A 17,558-nucleotide genomic window follows, 5' to 3' on the forward strand; every position below is an offset into this window, starting at 1 on the left:
CTCGTACTGGACGTACTTGGGGCTTCGGCCGGTGCGGCGAGGGTGCGTGCCGGGCGCCGTGGGTGCTGTGCGGGACTTTCAAAACACCCCCTAGCCGAACGGCTACGGGGACGGTACCGGCTCGCGTCCGAGGAATGCCACGAGCCGATCCACAGCTGACGCCTCATCGCCGACGGGAACGATCTCTCCGAAGGCCATGTTCTTACCCCGGTACTCCGGCGGGAGGGTGGCCTCTGCGCGGGTCAGGGTTTCCGCCGCTTCCTGGTCGGTGAAGGGGATCGGCTGCGCGGTGGCGACCGCCAAGTCCCAGCCGTGGGTCAGGTATTCCATGAGCGTCATGTTGAACACCGCTTCGGCCGGCAGTTTGTTGCTGCCGGTGACGGCGACTTCGCGGTCGAAGCCGTATTTCTCCCACCCGGCAACGAGGCCTGCCGCGGCAGCGCGGAATTCGGCTGCGGGGTCGTCGCCGCACCTGTGGTTGGCCATGTCACCCTCGTGGACCCGGCCGTGGCAGCCGGCCTCGAACACCTGGAGCCACCCGACGATGTGGTTGACCAGGGTTTCGACGTCGTAGTCGTCGCACGGAGTCGGGAGGCCGAGTTGGTCGGCGTCGACGCCCTCGACAAGGTCGCCGGTCTTGGACAGGACACCCGCAAGAAGCTCGACTTTATCCATGGTCGAAGTCTAGAAGCGGCTGTTGATCGCGGTCTTGAAGAAACGCGACACCGCGACTTCCGCATCTCCATTCCGCCCCGATGCTTCAGCAGGGAAAACTCCGCGGGTCCCGGCAGAACAGTCGGCCCGTGCCGGTCATTGGCCACACAGCCGTTGACACATGCCTATATAGGCATACGATGGCGTCATGGCACGAGCGGCGACGACCTCGGACGCGTTCAACGCGATCGCCGAGCCTCAGCGGCGGGAGATCCTGGTGCTGCTGCGGGGTGGCGAGCGGCCCGTGACCGAGCTGGCGCGCGACCTGGGGATGAGCCAGCCGCAGGCGTCCAAGCACCTGCGGGTGCTCCGCGAGGTCGGGCTGGTACGGGTCCGCGGGGTGGGCAAGCAGCGGCTGTACGGCCTTGACGCCCAGGGGCTGCGGCCGGTCCACGAGTGGGTGGGCGGCTTCGAGCGGTTCTGGAACGAGACCTTCGACCGGCTGGACGAGTACGTGCGAGACCTGAATCAGGCAAGGCAGGAGGAACCACCGGATGACGACGACCAGTAGCGGCAGAGAGCCTGACGGCGCGATCGCGGCCCGCGAGGTCGTGATCTCGCGAGCCATCGGCGCCCCACGGGAGCTGGTGTTCGAGGCGTTCACGCAGGTCCGGCACCTGTCGCGGTGGTGGGGACCGGAGGGGTTCACCACCACGACGCGGTCCTTCGAGTTCCGCGTGGGCGGGGCCTGGGACTTCGTGATGCACGGACCGGACGGGACCGACTACCAGGAGTGGATCACCTGGCGGGAGATCGTCCCGCCGGAGCGCATCGCGCTGCTGCACGGCGAGTCCCGCGACGACCCCAACGCCTTCGAGTCGTTCCTGACCTTCGAGCCGGCCGGCGACGAGACCCGCATCGTGATGCGGACGGTGTTCCCCACCAAGGAACTGCGCGACGAGGCGGTGGAGAAGTACCACGCGATCGAGGGCGGCGAGCAGACGCTGCGCAACCTGGCGGCCTACGTCGCCGAAGTCACCCGGAACGAGACCGCACCGAAGGGCGCGGAAGACTGATGGCCGGGAAGGTGTTCTTCAGCGTGACGATGTCGCTGGACGGCTTCATGGCGCCGGAGGCCGTGCCCGTCGAGCTCGTCTTCTCGCCCGAAGGCCGAAACGACCCGAGGGTCCGGCGCTGGATGACGAAGTGGTCGCAGCTGCAGGCGTGGGCGTTCCCGCAGCGATTCTTCCGGGAGAACCTCAAGCTCGGCGAGGGCGGCGAGGAAGGACTCGACAACGACATCGCTCGGGCGACGTACGAACGCACCGGCGCGAGCGTCATGGGCAAGCGGATGTTCGACGCCGGCGAGCCGGCATGGCCGCAGGAGGCGCCGTTCCACACTCCGGTGTTCGTCGTGACCCACACCAGGCGTGACCCGTGGGAGCGGCCGGGCGGCACGACCTTCCGCTTCGTCAACGACGGCATCAACAGCGCCCTCGACCAGGCCCGCAAGGCCGCCGGCGACCTTGACGTCCGCATCGCAGGCGGCGCCGAAACGATCCAGAAGTACCTGGACAGCGGCCTGATCGACGAGTTCTCGATCACCCTCGCGCCCGTACTGCTCGGCACCGGCATCCGCCTGTTCGACCGCGTGGACTCGGACCGCCTCACCCTCGACCAGACCCGCACGGACGCATCATCCCGGGTGACCCACCTGACCTACACCGTCAGGACCTGTGGGTGACGGGCGCCAGCCACAGCCCGAGCAGTGCGTCGATCAGGCCGGTGGCGGCGTCGTGCCAGTTGGCGCGGGGCGTGGGGGTGTTCTCGGCGAGCGCGCGTTCCCGCTCGGCGGACATGTGGACGATCAACTGGCGTGACATGGCACCGCGTTCGGCGTGCACCTCGGCCGGCAGGTCGGGCAGGCATTGGTTCAGGCCCTCGATGATCGGCCGCAGTGAAGCGGCGGCGAGGGACTCCTCGACCATGATCTCCTGGAGTGCGGGGTCCGTCATCACCTGGGCGCAGAAACGCGCGTACCAGGTAGGGCTGCCGAGCTCCGCCAGATGCTCCAGGACCGGACGTACCAGGCAGTCCACCCAGTCCCGTACGTCCGTGGAGTCGCCGATCTCCGCGAGGTGCCGTGCGCGGATCCGCTCGATCTGCACGGCGTGCTTGCGGGCGATCGCGCGGACGAGGTCGGCCTTGGTGCCGAAGTGGTAGCCGACGGCGGTGTTGTTGCCCTGGCCCGCGGCCTCGCTGACCTGGCGGTTCGAGACGGCGTACACCCCGTTCTCGGCGAAGAGCCGCTCCGCGGCCGTCAGGATCAGCTCCCTGGTCGCGTTCGCCTGCTCCGACCGCACCGTCCTGCCCGCCATGCTCACCACCGCACCGGGACTTCGCGCACATCTGCGACGGCCAGTCCCTAGAGCCGCCGCACGTCCTCCACCGCACCGGCGGGTTCCAGCGAACGAAGCCTACGCAACGACGCAGGCGAGGGCGGCGGCCGGGCCACCGTTGACAGGTGCTCGGGACGAGCCGTACAAAGCAGCGCAGAGGGCCTGTCGACAGGACCCCATGTCGACCAGGAACAGGACGCGTGACGGTGCAGCAGCTCCCCCTGTCCGGAATCACGGTGGTCAGTCTCGAACAGGCCGTGGCCGCCCCCTACGCCACCCGGCAGCTCGCCGACCTCGGCGCCCGCGTGATCAAGGTGGAGCGGCCGGGTGACGGCGACTTCGCCCGCCGCTACGACACGACGGTGCACGGCCACTCCAGCTATTTCGTCTGGCTCAACCGGTCCAAGGAGTCCCTCACACTGGACCTCAAGGATTCGCGGGGCCGTGAGATCCTGCACCAACTCCTCGACGGCGCCGATGTGTTCCTGCAGAACCTGGCCCCGGGCGCCACGGAACGGCTCGGCCTGGGCACCGACGCGCTCACCCGCGGCTACCCACGGCTGATCCCGTGCACGATCTCCGGTTACGGCACGTCCGGACCCTGGAGCGACCGCAAGGCGTACGACCTGCTGGTGCAGTGCCAGACGGGCCTGGTGTCGCTGACGGGCACCGCCGAGGAGTCGGTGCGGACCGGGATCTCCGTAGCCGACATCGCCGCGGGCATGTACGCCTACAGCGGTGTCCTCACCGCCCTGTTCACCCGGGCCACCACCGGCGCGGTGCACCCGGTGGAGGTGTCGCTGTTCGAGGCGCTGGCGGAGTGGATGGGCCAGCCCGCCTATTACACCCGGTACGGCGGCCGGCAGCCGGCGCGCCTGGGCACCCAGCACCCCACCATCGCGCCGTACGGCGCCTACACCGCCGCCGACGGCAAGGACGTGCTCTTCTCGATCCAGAACGAGCGCGAGTGGGCTGCGCTGTGCGCGGAGTTCCTTGGCAGGCCGGAGCTGACCGACGACCCGCGCTTCGCCACCGGCTCCGACCGGGTGGCCCACCGCGAGGAACTGAACGTCGTCGTCGCCGAGCGCATCGCCCGCTCCGACGCCGAGGAGGTCATGAAGGACCTGGAGGACATCGGGGTCGCCTGCGCCGGGGTCAACAACGTCGCCGAGTTCCTCGACCACCCTGTCCTGGCGGGTCGCGACCGCTGGCGCGAGGTGGCGGTGCCCGGCGCGACCGTGCAGGCCCTGCTCCCGCCGGCCGACCTGGCGGGCGTGCCCGCGCGCATGGACCCCGTCCCGGCTGTCGGCGAACACACCGACGCCATCCTCGCGGAACTCGGCCGGGACCCCGAGGCCATCGCGGCGCTGCGCGCCGACGCCGTCGTCTGACCGGCCCGGGCAGGAAGCCCCCTAGCGCAGCAGGAAGCCGAACACGTAGCCGAAGGCGTTGGTCGCCCAGTGCAGAGCCATCGGGGCGAGCAGGCTGCGGCTGCGGTGGCGCAGGTAGCAGAACAGGCAGCCGGACGCCGCGGTGAACAGCACGGAGCCGATGTTGGCCACGACCGCGCCGAGGACCGAGTGGCCGAAGAGTGAGCCGAGTGCGGGCTTGTCGTCGGTGAGGTGGAGTGAGGGGAGGATGTGCCAGAGGCCGAACAGCACGGACGAGAACAGTGTCGCCGTGAGGACGGGGCGGATCCTGAGCACCAACCCGTACAGCACGCCGCGGAACGCGATCTCCTCCAGCAGTACGGTGCCGAGCGGGACCGTGACGAGTACCCGCAGGGCGACCTCGGCCCCGCTCAGCGTGCTGGTCCGCTGGTCCTCGAACAGGTCGCGGGTGAACGGCAGTACGGCCGCGCACAGGTAGCCGGCCGCGACGATCCCGATGAGCGCGGCGGCCCAGCGCAGTCCGCTGCCGAGGGTGCCCGGGGCCAGGCCGATGTCGGCCCAGCCGCCACCGGCCCGGAACATGATCCCGATCAGCACCGCGGAGACGACGACCGCGGTGAGCAGGATCCAGGAGCGCGCCCAGCGGTTGTTCGCCAGGTTGGTGAGCACCAGTACGGCGACCACGACCGCGATAGCGACCTTGGTGGGGAGCGGCCGCGCGGTCGTACGGCGCACCGTGGGCACCGTGCCTGCGCTCAGAAGTCGACGGGCTCGCGGATGAGCGGGCACGTCATGCAGTGGCCGCCGCCGCGCCCGCGGCCGAGTTCGGCGCCGACGATGGTGATGACCTCGACCCCGGCCTTTCGCAGCAAGGTGTTGGTCTGGGTGTTGCGGTCGTAGGTGAAGACCACGCCGGGCTCCAGGGCGACCGCGTTGTTTCCGCTGTCCCACTGCTGGCGTTCGGAGGCGTAGACGTCGCCGCCGGTTTCCACCACGCGCAGCTTGGCCAGCCCGAGCGCCTTGGCCACGACGTCGACGAACGGCCGCGCGCCCTCGTCGGTGATCTCGATGCCGGGTGCCCTGTCAGCGGGGCGCAGGGAGAAGGTGTGCACCGCGTCCATGATGGTCGGGTAGAGCGTCACCAGGTCGCGGTCGGCGAAGGTGAAGACGGTGTCGAGGTGCATCGCGGAGCGCAGCTTCGGCATGCCGGCGACGACGACGTGCTCGGCGGCGCCGTTCGCGAACAGTGCCGCGGCGACCTGGGTGATCGCCTGCCGGGAGGTTCGTTCGCTCATGCCCATGAGGACGACGCCGTTGCCGACCGGCATGATGTCGCCGCCCTCGAACGTGGCCTGCCCCCAGTCCTGTTCGGGGTCGCCCCACCAGACGGAGGAGTTCACGAAGTCCGGGTGGAAGGCGTAGACCGCCTTCATCAGCAGGGTCTCGTCGTGACGGGCGGGCCAGTACAGCGGGTTGAGGGTGACGCCGCCGTAGAGCCAGCAGGTCGTGTCGCGCGTGTAGAGCGTGTTGGGCAGGGGCGGCATCAGGTACTCGCGGACGCCGGTGGACTCGCGGGCGAGGGCGAGGTACCCGGAGCGGAACTCCTCCGGAAGGTCGGCGGTGGCCAGACCGCCGATGAGGTACTCGGCGAGCTGCTGCGGCGCGAGGGTCTCCAGGAAGGCCCTGGTGTCGTCGATCAGGCCGGTGCCCACCTGGTTGGCGACGATCTTCCGGTCGAGCAGCCAGGCCCGCGCCTCGGGATTCGCCATGGTCTGCGCGAGCAGGTCGTGCAACTCCACCACGTCGACGCCCTGCCTGCGCAGTTCGCCGACGAAGTCTGCGTGGTCGCGCTGGGCGTTCTCCACCCACATGACGTCGTCGAAGAGAAGGTCGTCGGAGTTGGTGGGGGTGAGTCTGCGGTGGGCGAGGCCCGGTGCGCAGACCAGCACCTTGTGCAGCCGGCCGACCTCCGAGTGGACGCCGAACGGGGACTGGGAGGTGGTGGCGAGGGCCTGGGCTGCCATGTCGTGCCTTTCCGGGAGCTGTTTCGGCCGGGCAGAGGGCGGGTCAGATCTCGATCCAGCCCACCGCCAGCGCGACGACGCCGAGCACTGCCCCGGCGATCGAGACGGCGAGGATGACGAGTTCACGGGGCGAGAAGAGGCGCCTGTTCTGCTCACGGCGGGCCATGACGAACAGAATCGTGGCGGGTGCGTAGACGATGAAGGACACGAGGACGTACTTCAGCCCGGCGGAGTACAGCAGGAAGAGCATGTACACCGTGGCGACCAGCGCGACGACGAGTTCGCGGGTGTGCCCACTGCGGGCCTCGACCGGCGTGCCGCGTTCCGCCGTCGCGATCTTCACGGCGAAGCCTGCGGCGAGGACGAACGGGATCAGGGACAGTGCGCTGGTCAGGTCGAGTGCGAAGTTGAAGGCGTCGTCGGAGAACAGCGTGATGACCAGCACGACCTGGGACAGCAGCGTGGTCATCAGCAGTGCGGGAACGGGGACGTCGGCGGCGGTGGACCGGCGCAGGAAGCGCGGCATGTCGTTGTCCTTGGCTGCCACGAACAGCACCTCGGCGGCCATCAGCGTCCACGCCAGATAGGCGCCCAGCACGGAGACGATGAGCCCGACGCTGACGAAGACCTTGCCCCAGGTGCCGACCGCATGCTCCAGTACGCCCGCCATGGACGGCTGGCGCAGCTCGGCGATCTCACTCATCGGCATCAGGCCGTACGACACGATGGTGACGGACGCGAAGACGGCGAAGACGCTCAGGAAGCCGAGGATGGTGGCGCGTCCGACGTCCTCGCGGCGCTTGGCGTGCCGCGAGTAGACGCTGGCGCCCTCGACGCCGAGGAACACGAAGACCGTGGCGAGCATGGTGCCGCGGACCTGGTTGAACAGGGATCCTGCGTAGTCGGCGCCGCCGAAGTTGTCGGCGAAGACGTCCGCTTTGAAGTAGAAGAGTGCCAGCACGATGAAGACCAGGATCGGGACGACCTTCGCCACCGTCACGATCCTGTTGATGGCCGCGGCCTCCTTGACGCCGCGCCGAATGAGCAGGAAGAACCCCCACAGCCCGACGGAGGAGAGGACCGCCGCCAGGACGGTGTCCCCCTCCCCCAGCGCAGGTGCCACGGCGCCCACGGTCGACATGATCAGCACCCAGTACGTCACGTTGCCGACGCAGGCGCTGGCCCAGTAGCCGAAGGCGGAGAAGAAGCCGAGGTACTCGCCGAAGCCCGCCTTGGCATACGCGTACACACCGGCGTCGAGGTCGGGTCTGCGGATCGCCAGGGTCTGGAAGACCAGGGCGAGCATCAGCATGCCGGTGCCCGCGATCACCCAGGCGATGAGCGCGCCCGCGACTCCGGTCTCCTGGGCGAAGCGACGCGGCAGGGAGAACACACCGGCGCCGACCATGGAGCCGACGACCATCGCGGTGAGCGTCGGCAGGGTCAACTTGGCCGCGACCGACGCAGCGTTGGAGCTCTCAGTGGCCTCGGCCTGGCTCATGTTCCACCTGCTCGGTGCGGTGTGGTGCGGCTGTTGCCGCCTGGTCGCCTCTGGTCGTCGAGATGAACGGTGAACAGTGACACCCTCGGACATTTCATAATGTCTTGCACTTTTTTACGGCCAACTGCCGGAGCTCCTCTCCTTCCCCTCGTGCTCCGACTCCGACAGGTCGGTCTTCTCGATCTTGAAGCCTGTGATGCCGTAGAGGACGCTCAGGGCGTGCCGCTATCGGCGGCGAGACGGGACAGGTTGGTCGGGGCGAGATTGCGCTTGGCGAACTCCAGCCGGAAGATCCGGGACGGCAGCACCAGGGCGATGTACTGGTCGCCGGCGACCACGTTCAGCCCGAACGCGCACGCGAACACCGTCAGGAAGAGGCGGCCCGTGATCGTGGCCGACCGGATGAGCGGATCGACCAGACGCGCGATCAGCCCGAACTCCTCCAGGAGTGCGCCGAACGTGACCGCGCCGATGATCAACCACAGCGTCAGCAGCATGCGGTCGTCTCGGACAGAGGTGGGAGCTTGTCGCCCAGGTAGGCGCCTGAGATGACGGCACCCGCCGTGATGGCGGCGGAGACTCCGACCATGTCCGCGATGCCGACCAGGCCCACCCCGATGGTGCCCGCCGTGGTCCAGGAGCTGCCGATGCTCATCGCGATGGCGCCGCAGATCACGGCCGTGGCCGCGTAGTACCAGCTCGGGGAGAGCACCTGGATGCCGTAGTACACGAGCGTCGGAATCGTGCCGGAGAGGTTCCATACGCCGATCAGGGCACCGACCGCGAGCAGGATGAAGACCGCGCTGGTGATCGAGGACAGCGCGCCCTGCCCCGCACGCTGGACTGCCTGCCAGGTGTGGCCGTTCTTCATCGCCACCAGAGCGGCGGCCATCGCGCAGAGGACCAGGGCGACTTGGATCGGTCCGTCGAGGGCGTCCAGTCCGAACAGTGCGAGGGAGCCCGCCACGAGAACGGCCAGCACGACCATGGGCAGGACGGCGTCGGCGAGTGAGGGCTCACGTGCGGGGCGGTTGCGGCTCTCCGTGCCGTCGCTCTGCGAATCGTCGCTCAAGGCCAACTCCTCGATCGCTGTCGCGTTCAGGCGTCTGCCCGGCCGATCAAGACGACATTAACGACAAAAGCACATCGCGGCGCAGTGGCCGGAGTGGCCGGAGTGGCCCCGCCAGCCGCCGACATGCAGGATGTATTTGGCCAAATGGCATGAATCCGGATATCCGCTTGCTTCTGTACTGAGGAGGACGCCTTGTCGGAACTCATCGTGATCGGCTACGACGACCCGCAGGTCGCCGACAACGCGTACGAGGCCGTTCAGGGACTGCAGAAGGACTTCGTGGTCAACCTCACCGGACTCGCCGTGGTCTCGGTCGACCAGGAGGGCAGGACCCACGTCGACACCCCCAACCGGCTGGTCGGCGTCTCGGCCGCGTCGGGAGCCCTCTGGGGCACCGTCTTCGGCCTGCTCTTCCTCGTCCCCGGCGTCGGCCTGCTCGCGGGCGCCGCCTTCGGCGGTCTGTTCGGCAAACTCGCCAAGTCAGGCGTCGACGACCGCTTCCGGGAGCAGGTCCAGGAACTCCTCAAGCCCGGTTCGGCGGCCGTCGTGGTCATGGCCTCGAAGATCACCGAGGACAAGTTCGCCTCCGCCATGCAGCCGTTCGGCGGCACCGTCCTGAAGACGTCACTGACGGACGAGGACGAGAAGGAACTCTCCGAGCACCTCGCCGGGCAGGCGGACTGAGGCGACGTACGACCTCCTCCGTCCGCCCGAGAGACCCCGCGGCCGCACCCACCGCCCGACAGGAAAAGGAAGGTATGCCATGAGTGTTGTCGGACCTGGGAGGAAGAGACCGCGACGCCGGCACTCGCTCGCGGTCGCGCTTGCCGGGCTCGTCACGGCGGCGCTGGGCACGGCCTCCCTCGTGTCCTGCAGCACGGACAGCGACCGCGACAGCGGTTCGACGTTCAGCCCGACACCGACCGGGCCCGACACCGCGTCGTTCTCCGGCACCTCACCCTCCGCGCTCGCCTCGATCGGCGCGTCCGTCAAGGAGTCCGCCCGGGCGGCGGCATCGGCCGCGGCCTCGTCCGCCTCTGCCGCGGCGTCGGCCTTCGAGGCCTCGGTCTCGGCCGACGTGGAGCGCGCCAACGCGGCCGCGCGCAAGGAACTCGCGGGCGTCGACGGCCGGGGCAACGCGACGTCCGAAGTGGCGCTCACCGGCAAGCCGCGCTCCCAGACGGGCGGTCTGCTCGCTCTAGTCGTGAACATCACCAACAAGACGGACAAGACCGCCTCGTACGCGGTACAGGTCGACTTCCGTGACCCCGACGGAAAGGTCGTCGAGACCCGATACGTCGGCGCACAGGATCTGAAACCCGGCGGGAGGGCTCAGCCGCTCGCCATCAGCCGGAAGCCCGCCCAGCCTCGGCTGACCGCAGAAATCGCCAAGGCACAGCGGTACTGAGCAATGCCACCGCGCACGCCGGCTCGCGTCAAGGACTGGGCGCGCCGTCACGCGGGCCCCGCCCGGGTCGTCCGGCGTGCCCCGTCCTGGGGCGGGACCGCCATGGCGACCGCCTTCTACTGCCTGTCCTTGACCCCGTCGCTGCTGCCGCGCGCCTGGTGGCTGCAAGGGCTCGCCGCCGGTGTCACCGCGGCGGTCGGCTACGCCGTGGGCGCCGTACTGGAGTCGGCGACCAGGGCCCTGGCCCGACGGACCGGCACCGATCCGGGCCCTGGCGCGCGGCGGGCCATGTGGCCCGTGCTGGGAACCCTCGCCGCCCTCGCCGTGGTGGTGGTGACGGCCCGGAGCGCGGGATGGCAGAGAGAGGTGCGGCGAGCGGTGGCGATGGACCCGCACGTGGCGTGGTGGCAGTGGATGTGGGTGCCCTTCGTCGCCGCGGTGATCGCCGCACTCCTGCTGTTGGCGGCCCGCACCGTGCGGCTGGCGACGCGCATCGTCGCCCACGCTCTCGGAGCGCACGTCCCCCGCCCCGTCGCGTACGCCACCGGTACGGCGCTGATCGCCCTCGTCATCGTCGGCGTGGTCCAGGGCTTCCTGCTCTCGACGGCTCTGCGTGTCGTCGAGAGCGCGGCCTCGCTCACCGACCAGGGCACCACGGAGGGCATCGTCCGGCCGGACCTCGCGACGCTGTCGGGCGGCCCGGGTTCGGCCACGCCGTGGGACAGCCTGGGGGCCAAGGGCCGCGACTTCATCGGCAGCGTCACTCCCCGCACCGAACTCGCCCCGTTCGCAGAGGGGCGCACCGTGAAGGATCCGGTACGGGTCTACGTCGGGCTGCGATCGGCCGACACCCTCAAGGAGCGGGCCGCCCTGGCCGTACTTGAACTGGACCGCACCGGCGGCTTCTCCCGCAAGGTCCTCGCCGTCATGGGCACCACCGGCACCGGCTGGGTCAACGACCAGGGCAGCAGACCGCTGGAGTACATGTGGGCCGGCGACAGCGCTCTGGTGGCCATGCAGTACTCATACCTGCCGAGTTGGGTCTCCGTCCTCACCGAGGACGAGGCCGCCGACGCGGGCCGTGCGCTGTTCGACGCCGTGCACGACAAGTGGCAGACCCTCCCGGCCGACTCGCGCCCCCGCCTGGTCGTCTACGGCGAGAGCCTCGGCTCCTACGCCATGGAGACCGCGGTGGGCGGTTCCCTGTCGGCGCTCACGTCCGAAACCGGCGGGGCCCTGTTCATCGGCCCCACCTACAGCAATCCGCTGTGGAAGAAGATCACGGCGGACCGGGAGGCGGGCAGCCCCGAGTGGCGCCCCGTCGTCGACCGAGGCGTCGCCGTACGTTTCGCGCAGGTCCCCGAGGACTACGGCATCCCGAACGCGCCCTGGCGGCAGCCTCGTACGGTCTACCTGCAGAACGGCTCGGACCCGGTGATCTGGTGGTCGCCCGGCCTCGCCTTCCACCAGCCCGACTGGCTGGACCGGCCGCGGGCCCGCGACGTCTCCCCCGCCATGCAGTGGTACCCGCTGGTCACCTTCTGGCAGGTGGCCTGCGACCTCGCCGGCGCGGACAGCGTCCCCGACGGCTACGGGCACCGCTACGGGGCGATGCCCACCAGCGCCTGGGCGCAGATCACCCGGCCGCCCGGCTGGACGGACGCGGACACCGCGCGCCTGGCAGATCACCTCGCCGCGCAGTAGACCGCCGAGGCCGCCCGCCACGATGAAGCCTGGCGAGGCATCGCAACCCGGTACGACAAGACACCGAGCGCTACCTCGCCGGCCTCCATCTTCGCGCCGCGACGATCTGGGTCAACGACCGCCTGCAGACACTCACTTGATCCTTGATCACGACTGGAAGCCTGAGGAAAATCCTGCTTCAGCCGCTTGGCCTGCGTGAGTTCAGTCCCTGACCTGCGTGTCGATGAACCTCGCGTTGGTCCGCTGGGGCGCGCCGCACACGGCCACGGACTTCTGGTACCACTGCTTCCACGGCCCGTAGACGATGGACACATTGCCGTTGATGCCGTCGGTGCAGCGGATCTTGGCCCGCTGCTCTCCCGGGCCGAAGTTGCAGGTCGAACTGATCGAGTAGGTGTTGATCTCATGGAACCCGCAGCCGTGCGGTGCGGCGCTGGCCGGGGTGGCCAAGGCGATGGGCGCGGCCATGGCGATGCCGCCGAGCAGCAGCGGTGTCGAGAGGAGCGAGGTGAGCTTCCTCTTACCGAACGTCTTCCTGTTGAGCACAAGATCCCCTATTGTTCGGGCCGGCTGGTCAGGCCGGCCGCGCGCCGTCGGTTGTGGATCACCGACAGGCTGGTCGGGAAGCACGATACTGATCCGTCGCCGATCATGTCCATGCCTTTAGGAATGCATCGAATCGCGACCAAGGGTTGCTGCGGGCAAGGTCTTTGATGCACATCATCGCGGCGCGAAGGTGGAGGCCGGCGAGGTAGCTCTCGGGCGTTTGGCGGTACCGGGTGGCCTCCGCAAGCGGCGACGGTCACGAGGACTCGCGCACCACCAGGCGGCACGGGACGGTGTGCACGCCCCGGGCCGGTCCGACGTCGATGGCCTCCAGCAGCTTCAGCGCGGCGATGCGGCCGATCTCCGTGAGGTCCATGTCGATCGTGGTCAGGGGTGGGCGGCACGCCAGCGCCATGGTGTCCCAGTTGTCGTAGCCCACGATCGCGATCTCACCGGGGACGTCGCGGCCGCGTTCGCGCAGGGTGTCCGCCACGCCCCGGGCGATCTGGTCGTTGCCGCAGAAGAAAGCATCCGTGTCCGGTGCCGTGCGCAGGACCGCGTCGGCGGCGCGCCGTCCCCATGCCTCGCTCCACTCCCCGAAGTGGACGCGACCGGTGGCCAGTTCACGTGAGGAGCGCTGCAGCGCCTCGACCGCGTGCTGGGCGCGGTCGCGCGCGGCCGCGTGGTGTTCGGGGCCGGTCACGTGGGCGATGCGGGTGCGGCCGATCGACAGCAGGTGCTCGATCGCGAGGTGGGCGCCGCCACGGTCGTCCGAGACCACCGACGTGTCCGCCGGGTCGGTCGACGGCGACAGTGCGTAGACGGTGGGTATCGGCTCGACGCCCTTCAGCGGGGGGCGCGGGTCCGTCCGGCGGCCGGTGACGATGATGCCGTCCACCCGGCGGTCGACCAGGTTCTGCAGGTGGTGCTGCTCGCGGATGGTGTCGCCCCGGGTGTCGCACAGCAGCACGGAGATCTTCCCCGCGCCCAGTGCGTCCTCGGCGCCGAGCAGGACGGGCGTGCTGAAGCGGCCGATGCCGTCCGTCGTCATCAGACCGACCGTCCAGCTCCTGCCGGTGTGCAGGTTCTGCGCCTGCTGGTTGGGCCGGAACCCGAGCCTCTCCACGGCGTCCAGCACCCGCTGCCGGGTCTCGGGCCGCATCCGGCCGCCGCCGTTCAGCGCCTTCGAGGCCGTGCCCACGCTGACACCTGCCAGCGCGGCGACATCCGCGAGCTTGGCCCGGCCGGCGGAAGGAGATCCTGGAGCAACGGTCACGAGCAATCCTTTTCCCCGACGTCATCCTTGACGTCGCTGTCGACGGCAGCGGTCCGCTCATGCTCGCAGGCGCCAACGCCGAGTTCCAGTCCAGGGGCAAAGGAAAAAAATTGCGGGCACGCCTCTTGACCGCACTCCCCCGGTCACCCTCTACTTTCGAGGCAGGAAAACGGTTGCTCAAACAAGCTCCGAATTCGCCCTGCCGCACACCGTTCCGCCTCCACCCTCCCGGAGAACCATGCCCCGCACACGCTCCGCCGTGCCCTCCCCCGACCCCTCGGCCCCGTTCGAGCGGGCCGGTGCCCCAGCGGGCCCGGTCCGCCTCGGTCCGGACGCCCATGCCGCGTTGCGACCCGCCCGTGCCACCGTGAGCACCGGCTTCTGGCACGCCCGCCGTGCGGCCAACGCCCACACCTCCATCCCGCAGGGCCCGGACCTGCTGGAGTCGGCGGGAAACCTGCACAACCTGCGGCTGGCGGCGGGCACGGCCGCGGGAGAGTTCCAGGGCGCGTACCCGTTCGTGGACACGGACGTCTACAAGTGGCTGGAAGCGGCGGCCTGGCAGCTCGCCCAGGAGCCGACCGACGACCTCTCGGCCCACGTCGACCGCATCATCGCCCTCGTCGCCGAGGCCCAGCAGCCCGACGGCTATCTCAACACCTGGTTCCAGCTCGTCAAGGGCGGTGAGCGCTACCAGGACCTGCGCTGGGGCCACGAGCTGTACTGTGCGGGACACCTGATCCAGGCAGCGGTCGCCCATCACCGGGCCACCGGACGCCCCGAACTCCTCGACGTCGCCCGCCGGTTCGCCGACCATGTCGACTCGGTCTTCGGACCCCCGTCCAGCGGCAGACCCATCGACGGCGTGGACGGCCACCCCGAGGTCGAGACCGCGTTGGTCGAGCTGTACCGCGAGACGGGCGAGCGCCGCTACCTGGACCTCGCCGGCTACTTCGTCGACCGCTTCGGCCACGGCCTGCTCGGCGGCGAGGCCTACTGCCAGGACCGGGTGCCGCTGCGCGAGGCGACCGACGTCGAGGGGCACGCCGTACGCCAGCTCTATCTGCTGGCCGCCGCGACAGACCTGGCCACCGAGACGGGGGACGCCGAACTGCGCGCCGCCGCCGAGCGGCTCTGGCGGGCGATGACCAGCACGAAGACCCATCTGACCGGCGGTCTCGGCGCACACCACGACCAGGAGGACTTCGGGGACCCGTTCGAGCTGCCCAACGAGCGTGCCTACTGCGAGACCTGCGCCGCCATCGCCTCCGTCCAGTGGAGCTGGCGCATGGCGCTGCTCACCGGCGAGGCCCGCTACAGCGACCTGATCGAGCGCACCCTCTACAACGGCTTCCTCGCCGGTGTCTCCCTGGACGGCGAGCGCTGGCTCTACGTCAACCCGCTCCAGGTCCGCGACGGTCACACGGACACCGGGGGCGACCAGTCGGCGCGCCGTACCCGTTGGTTCCGGTGCGCCTGCTGCCCGCCGAACGTCATGCGCCTGCTGGCCTCGCTGGAGCACTACCTGTCGTCGAGCGACGGACAGGGCCTGCAGATCCACCAGTACGTCACCGGCCGCTACGCCGCCGACCTGGACGGCACGCCCGTCGCCGTGAGCGCCGAGACCGACTACCCCTGGCACGGCGCGATCTCCCTGACCGTCGAGGAAACCCCCCTCGACCGGCCCTGGACGCTGTCGCTGCGCATCCCGCAGTGGTGCCGCGAGTACCGGGTGCGGTGCGGGACCGAGGTGTACGACCACACCGATGCCCCCGTCACGGACGGCTGGCTGCGCCTGGAGCGCAGCTGGGCGCCGGGCGACCGGGTCGTCCTGGAACTCGGCCTCGAACCGCGCCTCACCGTGGCCGACCCGCGGGTGGACGCCGTACGGGGCTGTGTGGCCGTGGAACGCGGCCCGCTCGTGTACTGCCTGGAGGAGGTCGACCAACCCACCGGCGGCCTCGACGACATCGTCCTCGACATCACGCGCCCGCTCGCCGTCAAGCACCGCCCGGACCTGCTCGGCGGTGTCACCACGGTCGTTGCCGCCGGTCACCGCCGACGGCTCCCGGACGGCGACTGGTGGCCCTACCGGCCCACCTCGCCGGACGACGACGCGCCGCAGCACGGCGAACCCGTCGAGCTGACCGCGATCCCCTACTACGCCTGGGCGAACCGGCAGGACGGCAGCATGCGCGTCTGGCTGCCCACCTCCTGACCTGGCTTCCCCTCCCACCCGCGCCCCTGAGCACTCATGACAATGAGGTCACCGCAATGAGACACACCCGCCGCACCCTCCTGACCGCCGTGGTCGCCGTAGGCACCCTCGCCTCCGTCACCGCCTGCGGCGGAGGTTCCGACTCGTCCGCCTCGTCCGGCAAGTCGGCCACGTACGCCTTCTGGGACCCGTACCCGCAGTTCGACGCCTCCTCCGACTGGGGCAAGCGCGTCACCCAGTGCGGCACCGAGGCGGGCGTCAAGATCAAGCGCACCGGGTACGACACCACGGACCTGGGCAACAAGGCGCTGCTGGCCGCGCAGCAGGGCAACGCCCCCGACGTGATGCTGGTGGACAACCCGGTCGTCTCCACGCTGGTGGAGGCGGGGATCCTCAACAAGACGAGCGACCTCGGCCTGGACACGGCCTCGTTCCAGAAGAACATCATCGGCGCGGGCACCCTGGACGGCGCCGCCTACGGCATACCGATCGGCGCCAACACGCTCGCCCTCTACTACAACAAGCAGATCCTGTCCGCCGCGAAGGTCGACCCCGCCTCGATCAAGGACTGGGCGTCCCTGACGGCCGCGCTGCAGAAGGTCAAGGCCGCCGGGAAGAAGGGCATCACGTTCTCCGCCATCAACACGGAGGAGGGCAGCTTCCAGTTCCTGCCCTGGTTCTGGGGCGCGGGCGGCGACCTCACCAAGCTCGACTCGGCGCAGGGTGTGGCCGCGCTGTCGCTGTGGAAGGGCTGGGTCGACGACGGCTACGCGCCCAAGGACGTCCTGCAGAACACCCAGACCACCAGCTGGCAGGAGTTCGCCACCGGGGAGTACGCCTTCGGCGAGAACGGCACCTGGCAGCTCGGCAACGCCGACAAGGCGAAGTTCGGGTACGGCGTCGTCAACATCCCGGCGCAGAAGGGCGGTTCGGCTCCGGTGCCGACCGGCGGGGAGTTCGTGACGGTGCCGGTGCAGAAGGACACCGCGCGCTACGACGTCAGCAAGAAGATCGTCACCTGTCTGACGAGTGCCAAGAACCTGCTGCCCACCGACACCACGCTCACGTATGTCGCGCCGGTCGCTGCGGTGCAGGCCGAACAGGTCAAGGCGAACCCGAAGCTGAAGCCGTGGGTGGCGGCGGTGGCCGCGGCGCGCGGGCGCACCAGCGGCGGACTGGGCACCAAGTACCCCACGATCTCGCAGCCGTTGTGGACGGCCGTGCAGTCGTCGCTGTCCGGAGGCAAGAGCCCCAAGGACGCCCTCTCCACCGCGCAGTCGGCGGCCGGCAAGGGCTGAGTCCGCGCGGCGCCGCGGGCCCCCGGGCCGCGGCCCCCCCGCCCGCCCACCCGAAACAGGCGGTCGG

Annotated in this window: 18 protein-coding genes; 9 read left to right on the plus strand and 9 right to left on the minus strand. The window is 69.8% G+C overall.

Features of this window, described 5'->3' with window-relative positions; genetic code table 11:
• Positions 1-102: 102 nt before the first annotated feature.
• Positions 103-675 carry a TIGR03086 family metal-binding protein gene (locus tag ABZS97_RS37850; protein WP_356145671.1) on the minus strand — a complete coding sequence of 191 codons (573 nt, stop codon included), beginning with the start codon at positions 673-675 and terminating at the stop codon, positions 103-105.
• A gap of 187 nt (positions 676-862) precedes the next feature.
• On the opposite strand from ABZS97_RS37850, the gene ABZS97_RS37855 reads away from it, so the two are divergent.
• The 3 genes from ABZS97_RS37855 to ABZS97_RS37865 are packed head-to-tail and all read left to right on the plus strand — an operon-like array spanning position 863 to position 2,398.
• Positions 863-1,225: a metalloregulator ArsR/SmtB family transcription factor gene (locus tag ABZS97_RS37855; RefSeq protein ID WP_356145675.1), complete on the plus strand. Its 363-nt coding sequence runs from the start codon at positions 863-865 to the stop codon at positions 1,223-1,225.
• On the plus strand, positions 1,209-1,730 hold the full coding sequence (locus ABZS97_RS37860) for an SRPBCC family protein (RefSeq protein ID WP_356145678.1): 522 nt from the start codon (positions 1,209-1,211) through the stop codon (positions 1,728-1,730). The genes ABZS97_RS37855 and ABZS97_RS37860 overlap by 17 nt, the downstream gene beginning before the upstream one ends.
• On the plus strand, positions 1,730-2,398 hold the full coding sequence (locus ABZS97_RS37865; protein WP_356145681.1) for a dihydrofolate reductase family protein: 669 nt from the start codon (positions 1,730-1,732) through the stop codon (positions 2,396-2,398). The genes ABZS97_RS37860 and ABZS97_RS37865 overlap by 1 nt, the downstream gene beginning before the upstream one ends.
• Here ABZS97_RS37865 and ABZS97_RS37870 read toward each other — a convergent pair.
• The gene (locus tag ABZS97_RS37870; protein WP_356145685.1) at positions 2,382-3,032 is read right to left on the minus strand and encodes a TetR family transcriptional regulator; all 651 of its coding nucleotides are present in this window, start codon (positions 3,030-3,032) and stop codon (positions 2,382-2,384) included. The genes ABZS97_RS37865 and ABZS97_RS37870 overlap by 17 nt on opposite strands.
• 221 nt (positions 3,033-3,253) lie before the next feature.
• Here ABZS97_RS37870 and ABZS97_RS37875 point away from each other — a divergent pair, with 221 nt between their 5' ends.
• Positions 3,254-4,444, plus strand: coding sequence for a CaiB/BaiF CoA-transferase family protein (locus ABZS97_RS37875; RefSeq protein WP_356145688.1), 1,191 nt, complete (start codon positions 3,254-3,256; stop codon positions 4,442-4,444).
• A gap of 21 nt (positions 4,445-4,465) precedes the next feature.
• Here ABZS97_RS37875 and ABZS97_RS37880 read toward each other — a convergent pair whose 3' ends face one another.
• The 5 genes from ABZS97_RS37880 to ABZS97_RS37900 form a co-directional block, all read right to left on the minus strand.
• Positions 4,466-5,179, minus strand: coding sequence for a CPBP family intramembrane glutamic endopeptidase (locus ABZS97_RS37880; protein ID WP_356145692.1), 714 nt, complete (start codon positions 5,177-5,179; stop codon positions 4,466-4,468).
• A gap of 20 nt (positions 5,180-5,199) precedes the next feature.
• Positions 5,200-6,468, minus strand: coding sequence for an arginine deiminase (locus ABZS97_RS37885; RefSeq protein ID WP_356145695.1), 1,269 nt, complete (start codon positions 6,466-6,468; stop codon positions 5,200-5,202).
• Positions 6,469-6,511: 43 nt separating this feature from the next.
• Entirely contained in the window at positions 6,512-7,969 is a 1,458-nt protein-coding gene (locus ABZS97_RS37890; protein ID WP_356145698.1) for a basic amino acid/polyamine antiporter, read from the minus strand.
• A gap of 212 nt (positions 7,970-8,181) precedes the next feature.
• Entirely contained in the window at positions 8,182-8,466 is a 285-nt protein-coding gene (locus ABZS97_RS37895) for a Na+/H+ antiporter NhaC family protein (protein ID WP_356145701.1), read from the minus strand.
• Positions 8,457-9,041, minus strand: coding sequence for a Na+/H+ antiporter NhaC family protein (locus tag ABZS97_RS37900; RefSeq protein ID WP_356145704.1), 585 nt, complete (start codon positions 9,039-9,041; stop codon positions 8,457-8,459). The genes ABZS97_RS37895 and ABZS97_RS37900 overlap by 10 nt, the downstream gene beginning before the upstream one ends.
• Before the next feature lie 192 nt (positions 9,042-9,233).
• Between ABZS97_RS37900 and ABZS97_RS37905 the strand changes: the two genes are divergently transcribed.
• The 3 genes from ABZS97_RS37905 to ABZS97_RS37915 all read left to right on the plus strand — a co-directional run bounded on the left by ABZS97_RS37905 (position 9,234) and on the right by ABZS97_RS37915 (position 12,153).
• The gene (locus ABZS97_RS37905) at positions 9,234-9,725 is read left to right on the plus strand and encodes a DUF1269 domain-containing protein (protein WP_356145708.1); all 492 of its coding nucleotides are present in this window, start codon (positions 9,234-9,236) and stop codon (positions 9,723-9,725) included.
• A 79-nt stretch (positions 9,726-9,804) separates the two neighbouring features.
• A complete protein-coding gene (locus tag ABZS97_RS37910) occupies positions 9,805-10,449 on the plus strand; it encodes a hypothetical protein (protein WP_356145711.1) in 645 nt (214 codons plus the stop codon).
• Positions 10,450-10,452: 3 nt separating this feature from the next.
• Positions 10,453-12,153 (plus strand): alpha/beta-hydrolase family protein, encoded by a 1,701-nt coding sequence (locus ABZS97_RS37915; protein ID WP_356145713.1) that lies wholly within the window; start codon positions 10,453-10,455, stop codon positions 12,151-12,153.
• Positions 12,154-12,354: 201 nt separating this feature from the next.
• Here the strand turns inward: ABZS97_RS37915 and ABZS97_RS37920 are convergent, their stop codons facing one another.
• Positions 12,355-12,699 (minus strand): hypothetical protein, encoded by a 345-nt coding sequence (locus tag ABZS97_RS37920; RefSeq protein ID WP_356145716.1) that lies wholly within the window; start codon positions 12,697-12,699, stop codon positions 12,355-12,357.
• 256 nt (positions 12,700-12,955) lie between these two features.
• Entirely contained in the window at positions 12,956-13,975 is a 1,020-nt protein-coding gene (locus tag ABZS97_RS37925; RefSeq protein ID WP_356145719.1) for a LacI family DNA-binding transcriptional regulator, read from the minus strand.
• Between the two features lie 238 nt (positions 13,976-14,213).
• Between ABZS97_RS37925 and ABZS97_RS37930 the strand changes: the two genes are divergently transcribed.
• Together ABZS97_RS37930 and ABZS97_RS37935 are read left to right on the plus strand one after the other, a co-directional pair.
• Positions 14,214-16,193, plus strand: coding sequence for a beta-L-arabinofuranosidase domain-containing protein (locus ABZS97_RS37930; RefSeq protein ID WP_356145722.1), 1,980 nt, complete (start codon positions 14,214-14,216; stop codon positions 16,191-16,193).
• A gap of 56 nt (positions 16,194-16,249) precedes the next feature.
• Positions 16,250-17,491 carry an extracellular solute-binding protein gene (locus ABZS97_RS37935; RefSeq protein ID WP_356145725.1) on the plus strand — a complete coding sequence of 414 codons (1,242 nt, stop codon included), beginning with the start codon at positions 16,250-16,252 and terminating at the stop codon, positions 17,489-17,491.
• Positions 17,492-17,558 lie beyond the last annotated feature (67 nt).

It is taken from the genome of Streptomyces sp. NPDC005485 (assembly GCF_040606085.1).
Classification (GTDB): Bacteria; Actinomycetota; Actinomycetes; order Streptomycetales; family Streptomycetaceae; genus Streptomyces.

Bases quoted from the DNA above. Each gene is read 5' to 3' on its own strand.
- ABZS97_RS37885 (WP_356145695.1), bottom strand. From the start codon at position 6,468: ATGGCAGCCCAGGCCCTCGCCACCACCTCCCAGTCCCCGTTCGGCGTC.
- ABZS97_RS37910 (WP_356145711.1), top strand. From the start codon at position 9,805: ATGAGTGTTGTCGGACCTGGGAGGAAGAGACCGCGACGCCGGCACTCG.
- ABZS97_RS37850 (WP_356145671.1), bottom strand. From the start codon at position 675: ATGGATAAAGTCGAGCTTCTTGCGGGTGTCCTGTCCAAGACCGGCGAC.
- ABZS97_RS37860 (WP_356145678.1), top strand. From the start codon at position 1,209: ATGACGACGACCAGTAGCGGCAGAGAGCCTGACGGCGCGATCGCGGCC.
- ABZS97_RS37895 (WP_356145701.1), bottom strand. From the start codon at position 8,466: ATGCTGCTGACGCTGTGGTTGATCATCGGCGCGGTCACGTTCGGCGCA.
- ABZS97_RS37930 (WP_356145722.1), top strand. From the start codon at position 14,214: ATGCCCCGCACACGCTCCGCCGTGCCCTCCCCCGACCCCTCGGCCCCG.
- ABZS97_RS37870 (WP_356145685.1), bottom strand. From the start codon at position 3,032: ATGGCGGGCAGGACGGTGCGGTCGGAGCAGGCGAACGCGACCAGGGAG.
- ABZS97_RS37890 (WP_356145698.1), bottom strand. From the start codon at position 7,969: ATGAGCCAGGCCGAGGCCACTGAGAGCTCCAACGCTGCGTCGGTCGCG.
- ABZS97_RS37915 (WP_356145713.1), top strand. From the start codon at position 10,453: ATGCCACCGCGCACGCCGGCTCGCGTCAAGGACTGGGCGCGCCGTCAC.
- ABZS97_RS37935 (WP_356145725.1), top strand. From the start codon at position 16,250: ATGAGACACACCCGCCGCACCCTCCTGACCGCCGTGGTCGCCGTAGGC.
- ABZS97_RS37865 (WP_356145681.1), top strand. From the start codon at position 1,730: ATGGCCGGGAAGGTGTTCTTCAGCGTGACGATGTCGCTGGACGGCTTC.
- ABZS97_RS37855 (WP_356145675.1), top strand. From the start codon at position 863: ATGGCACGAGCGGCGACGACCTCGGACGCGTTCAACGCGATCGCCGAG.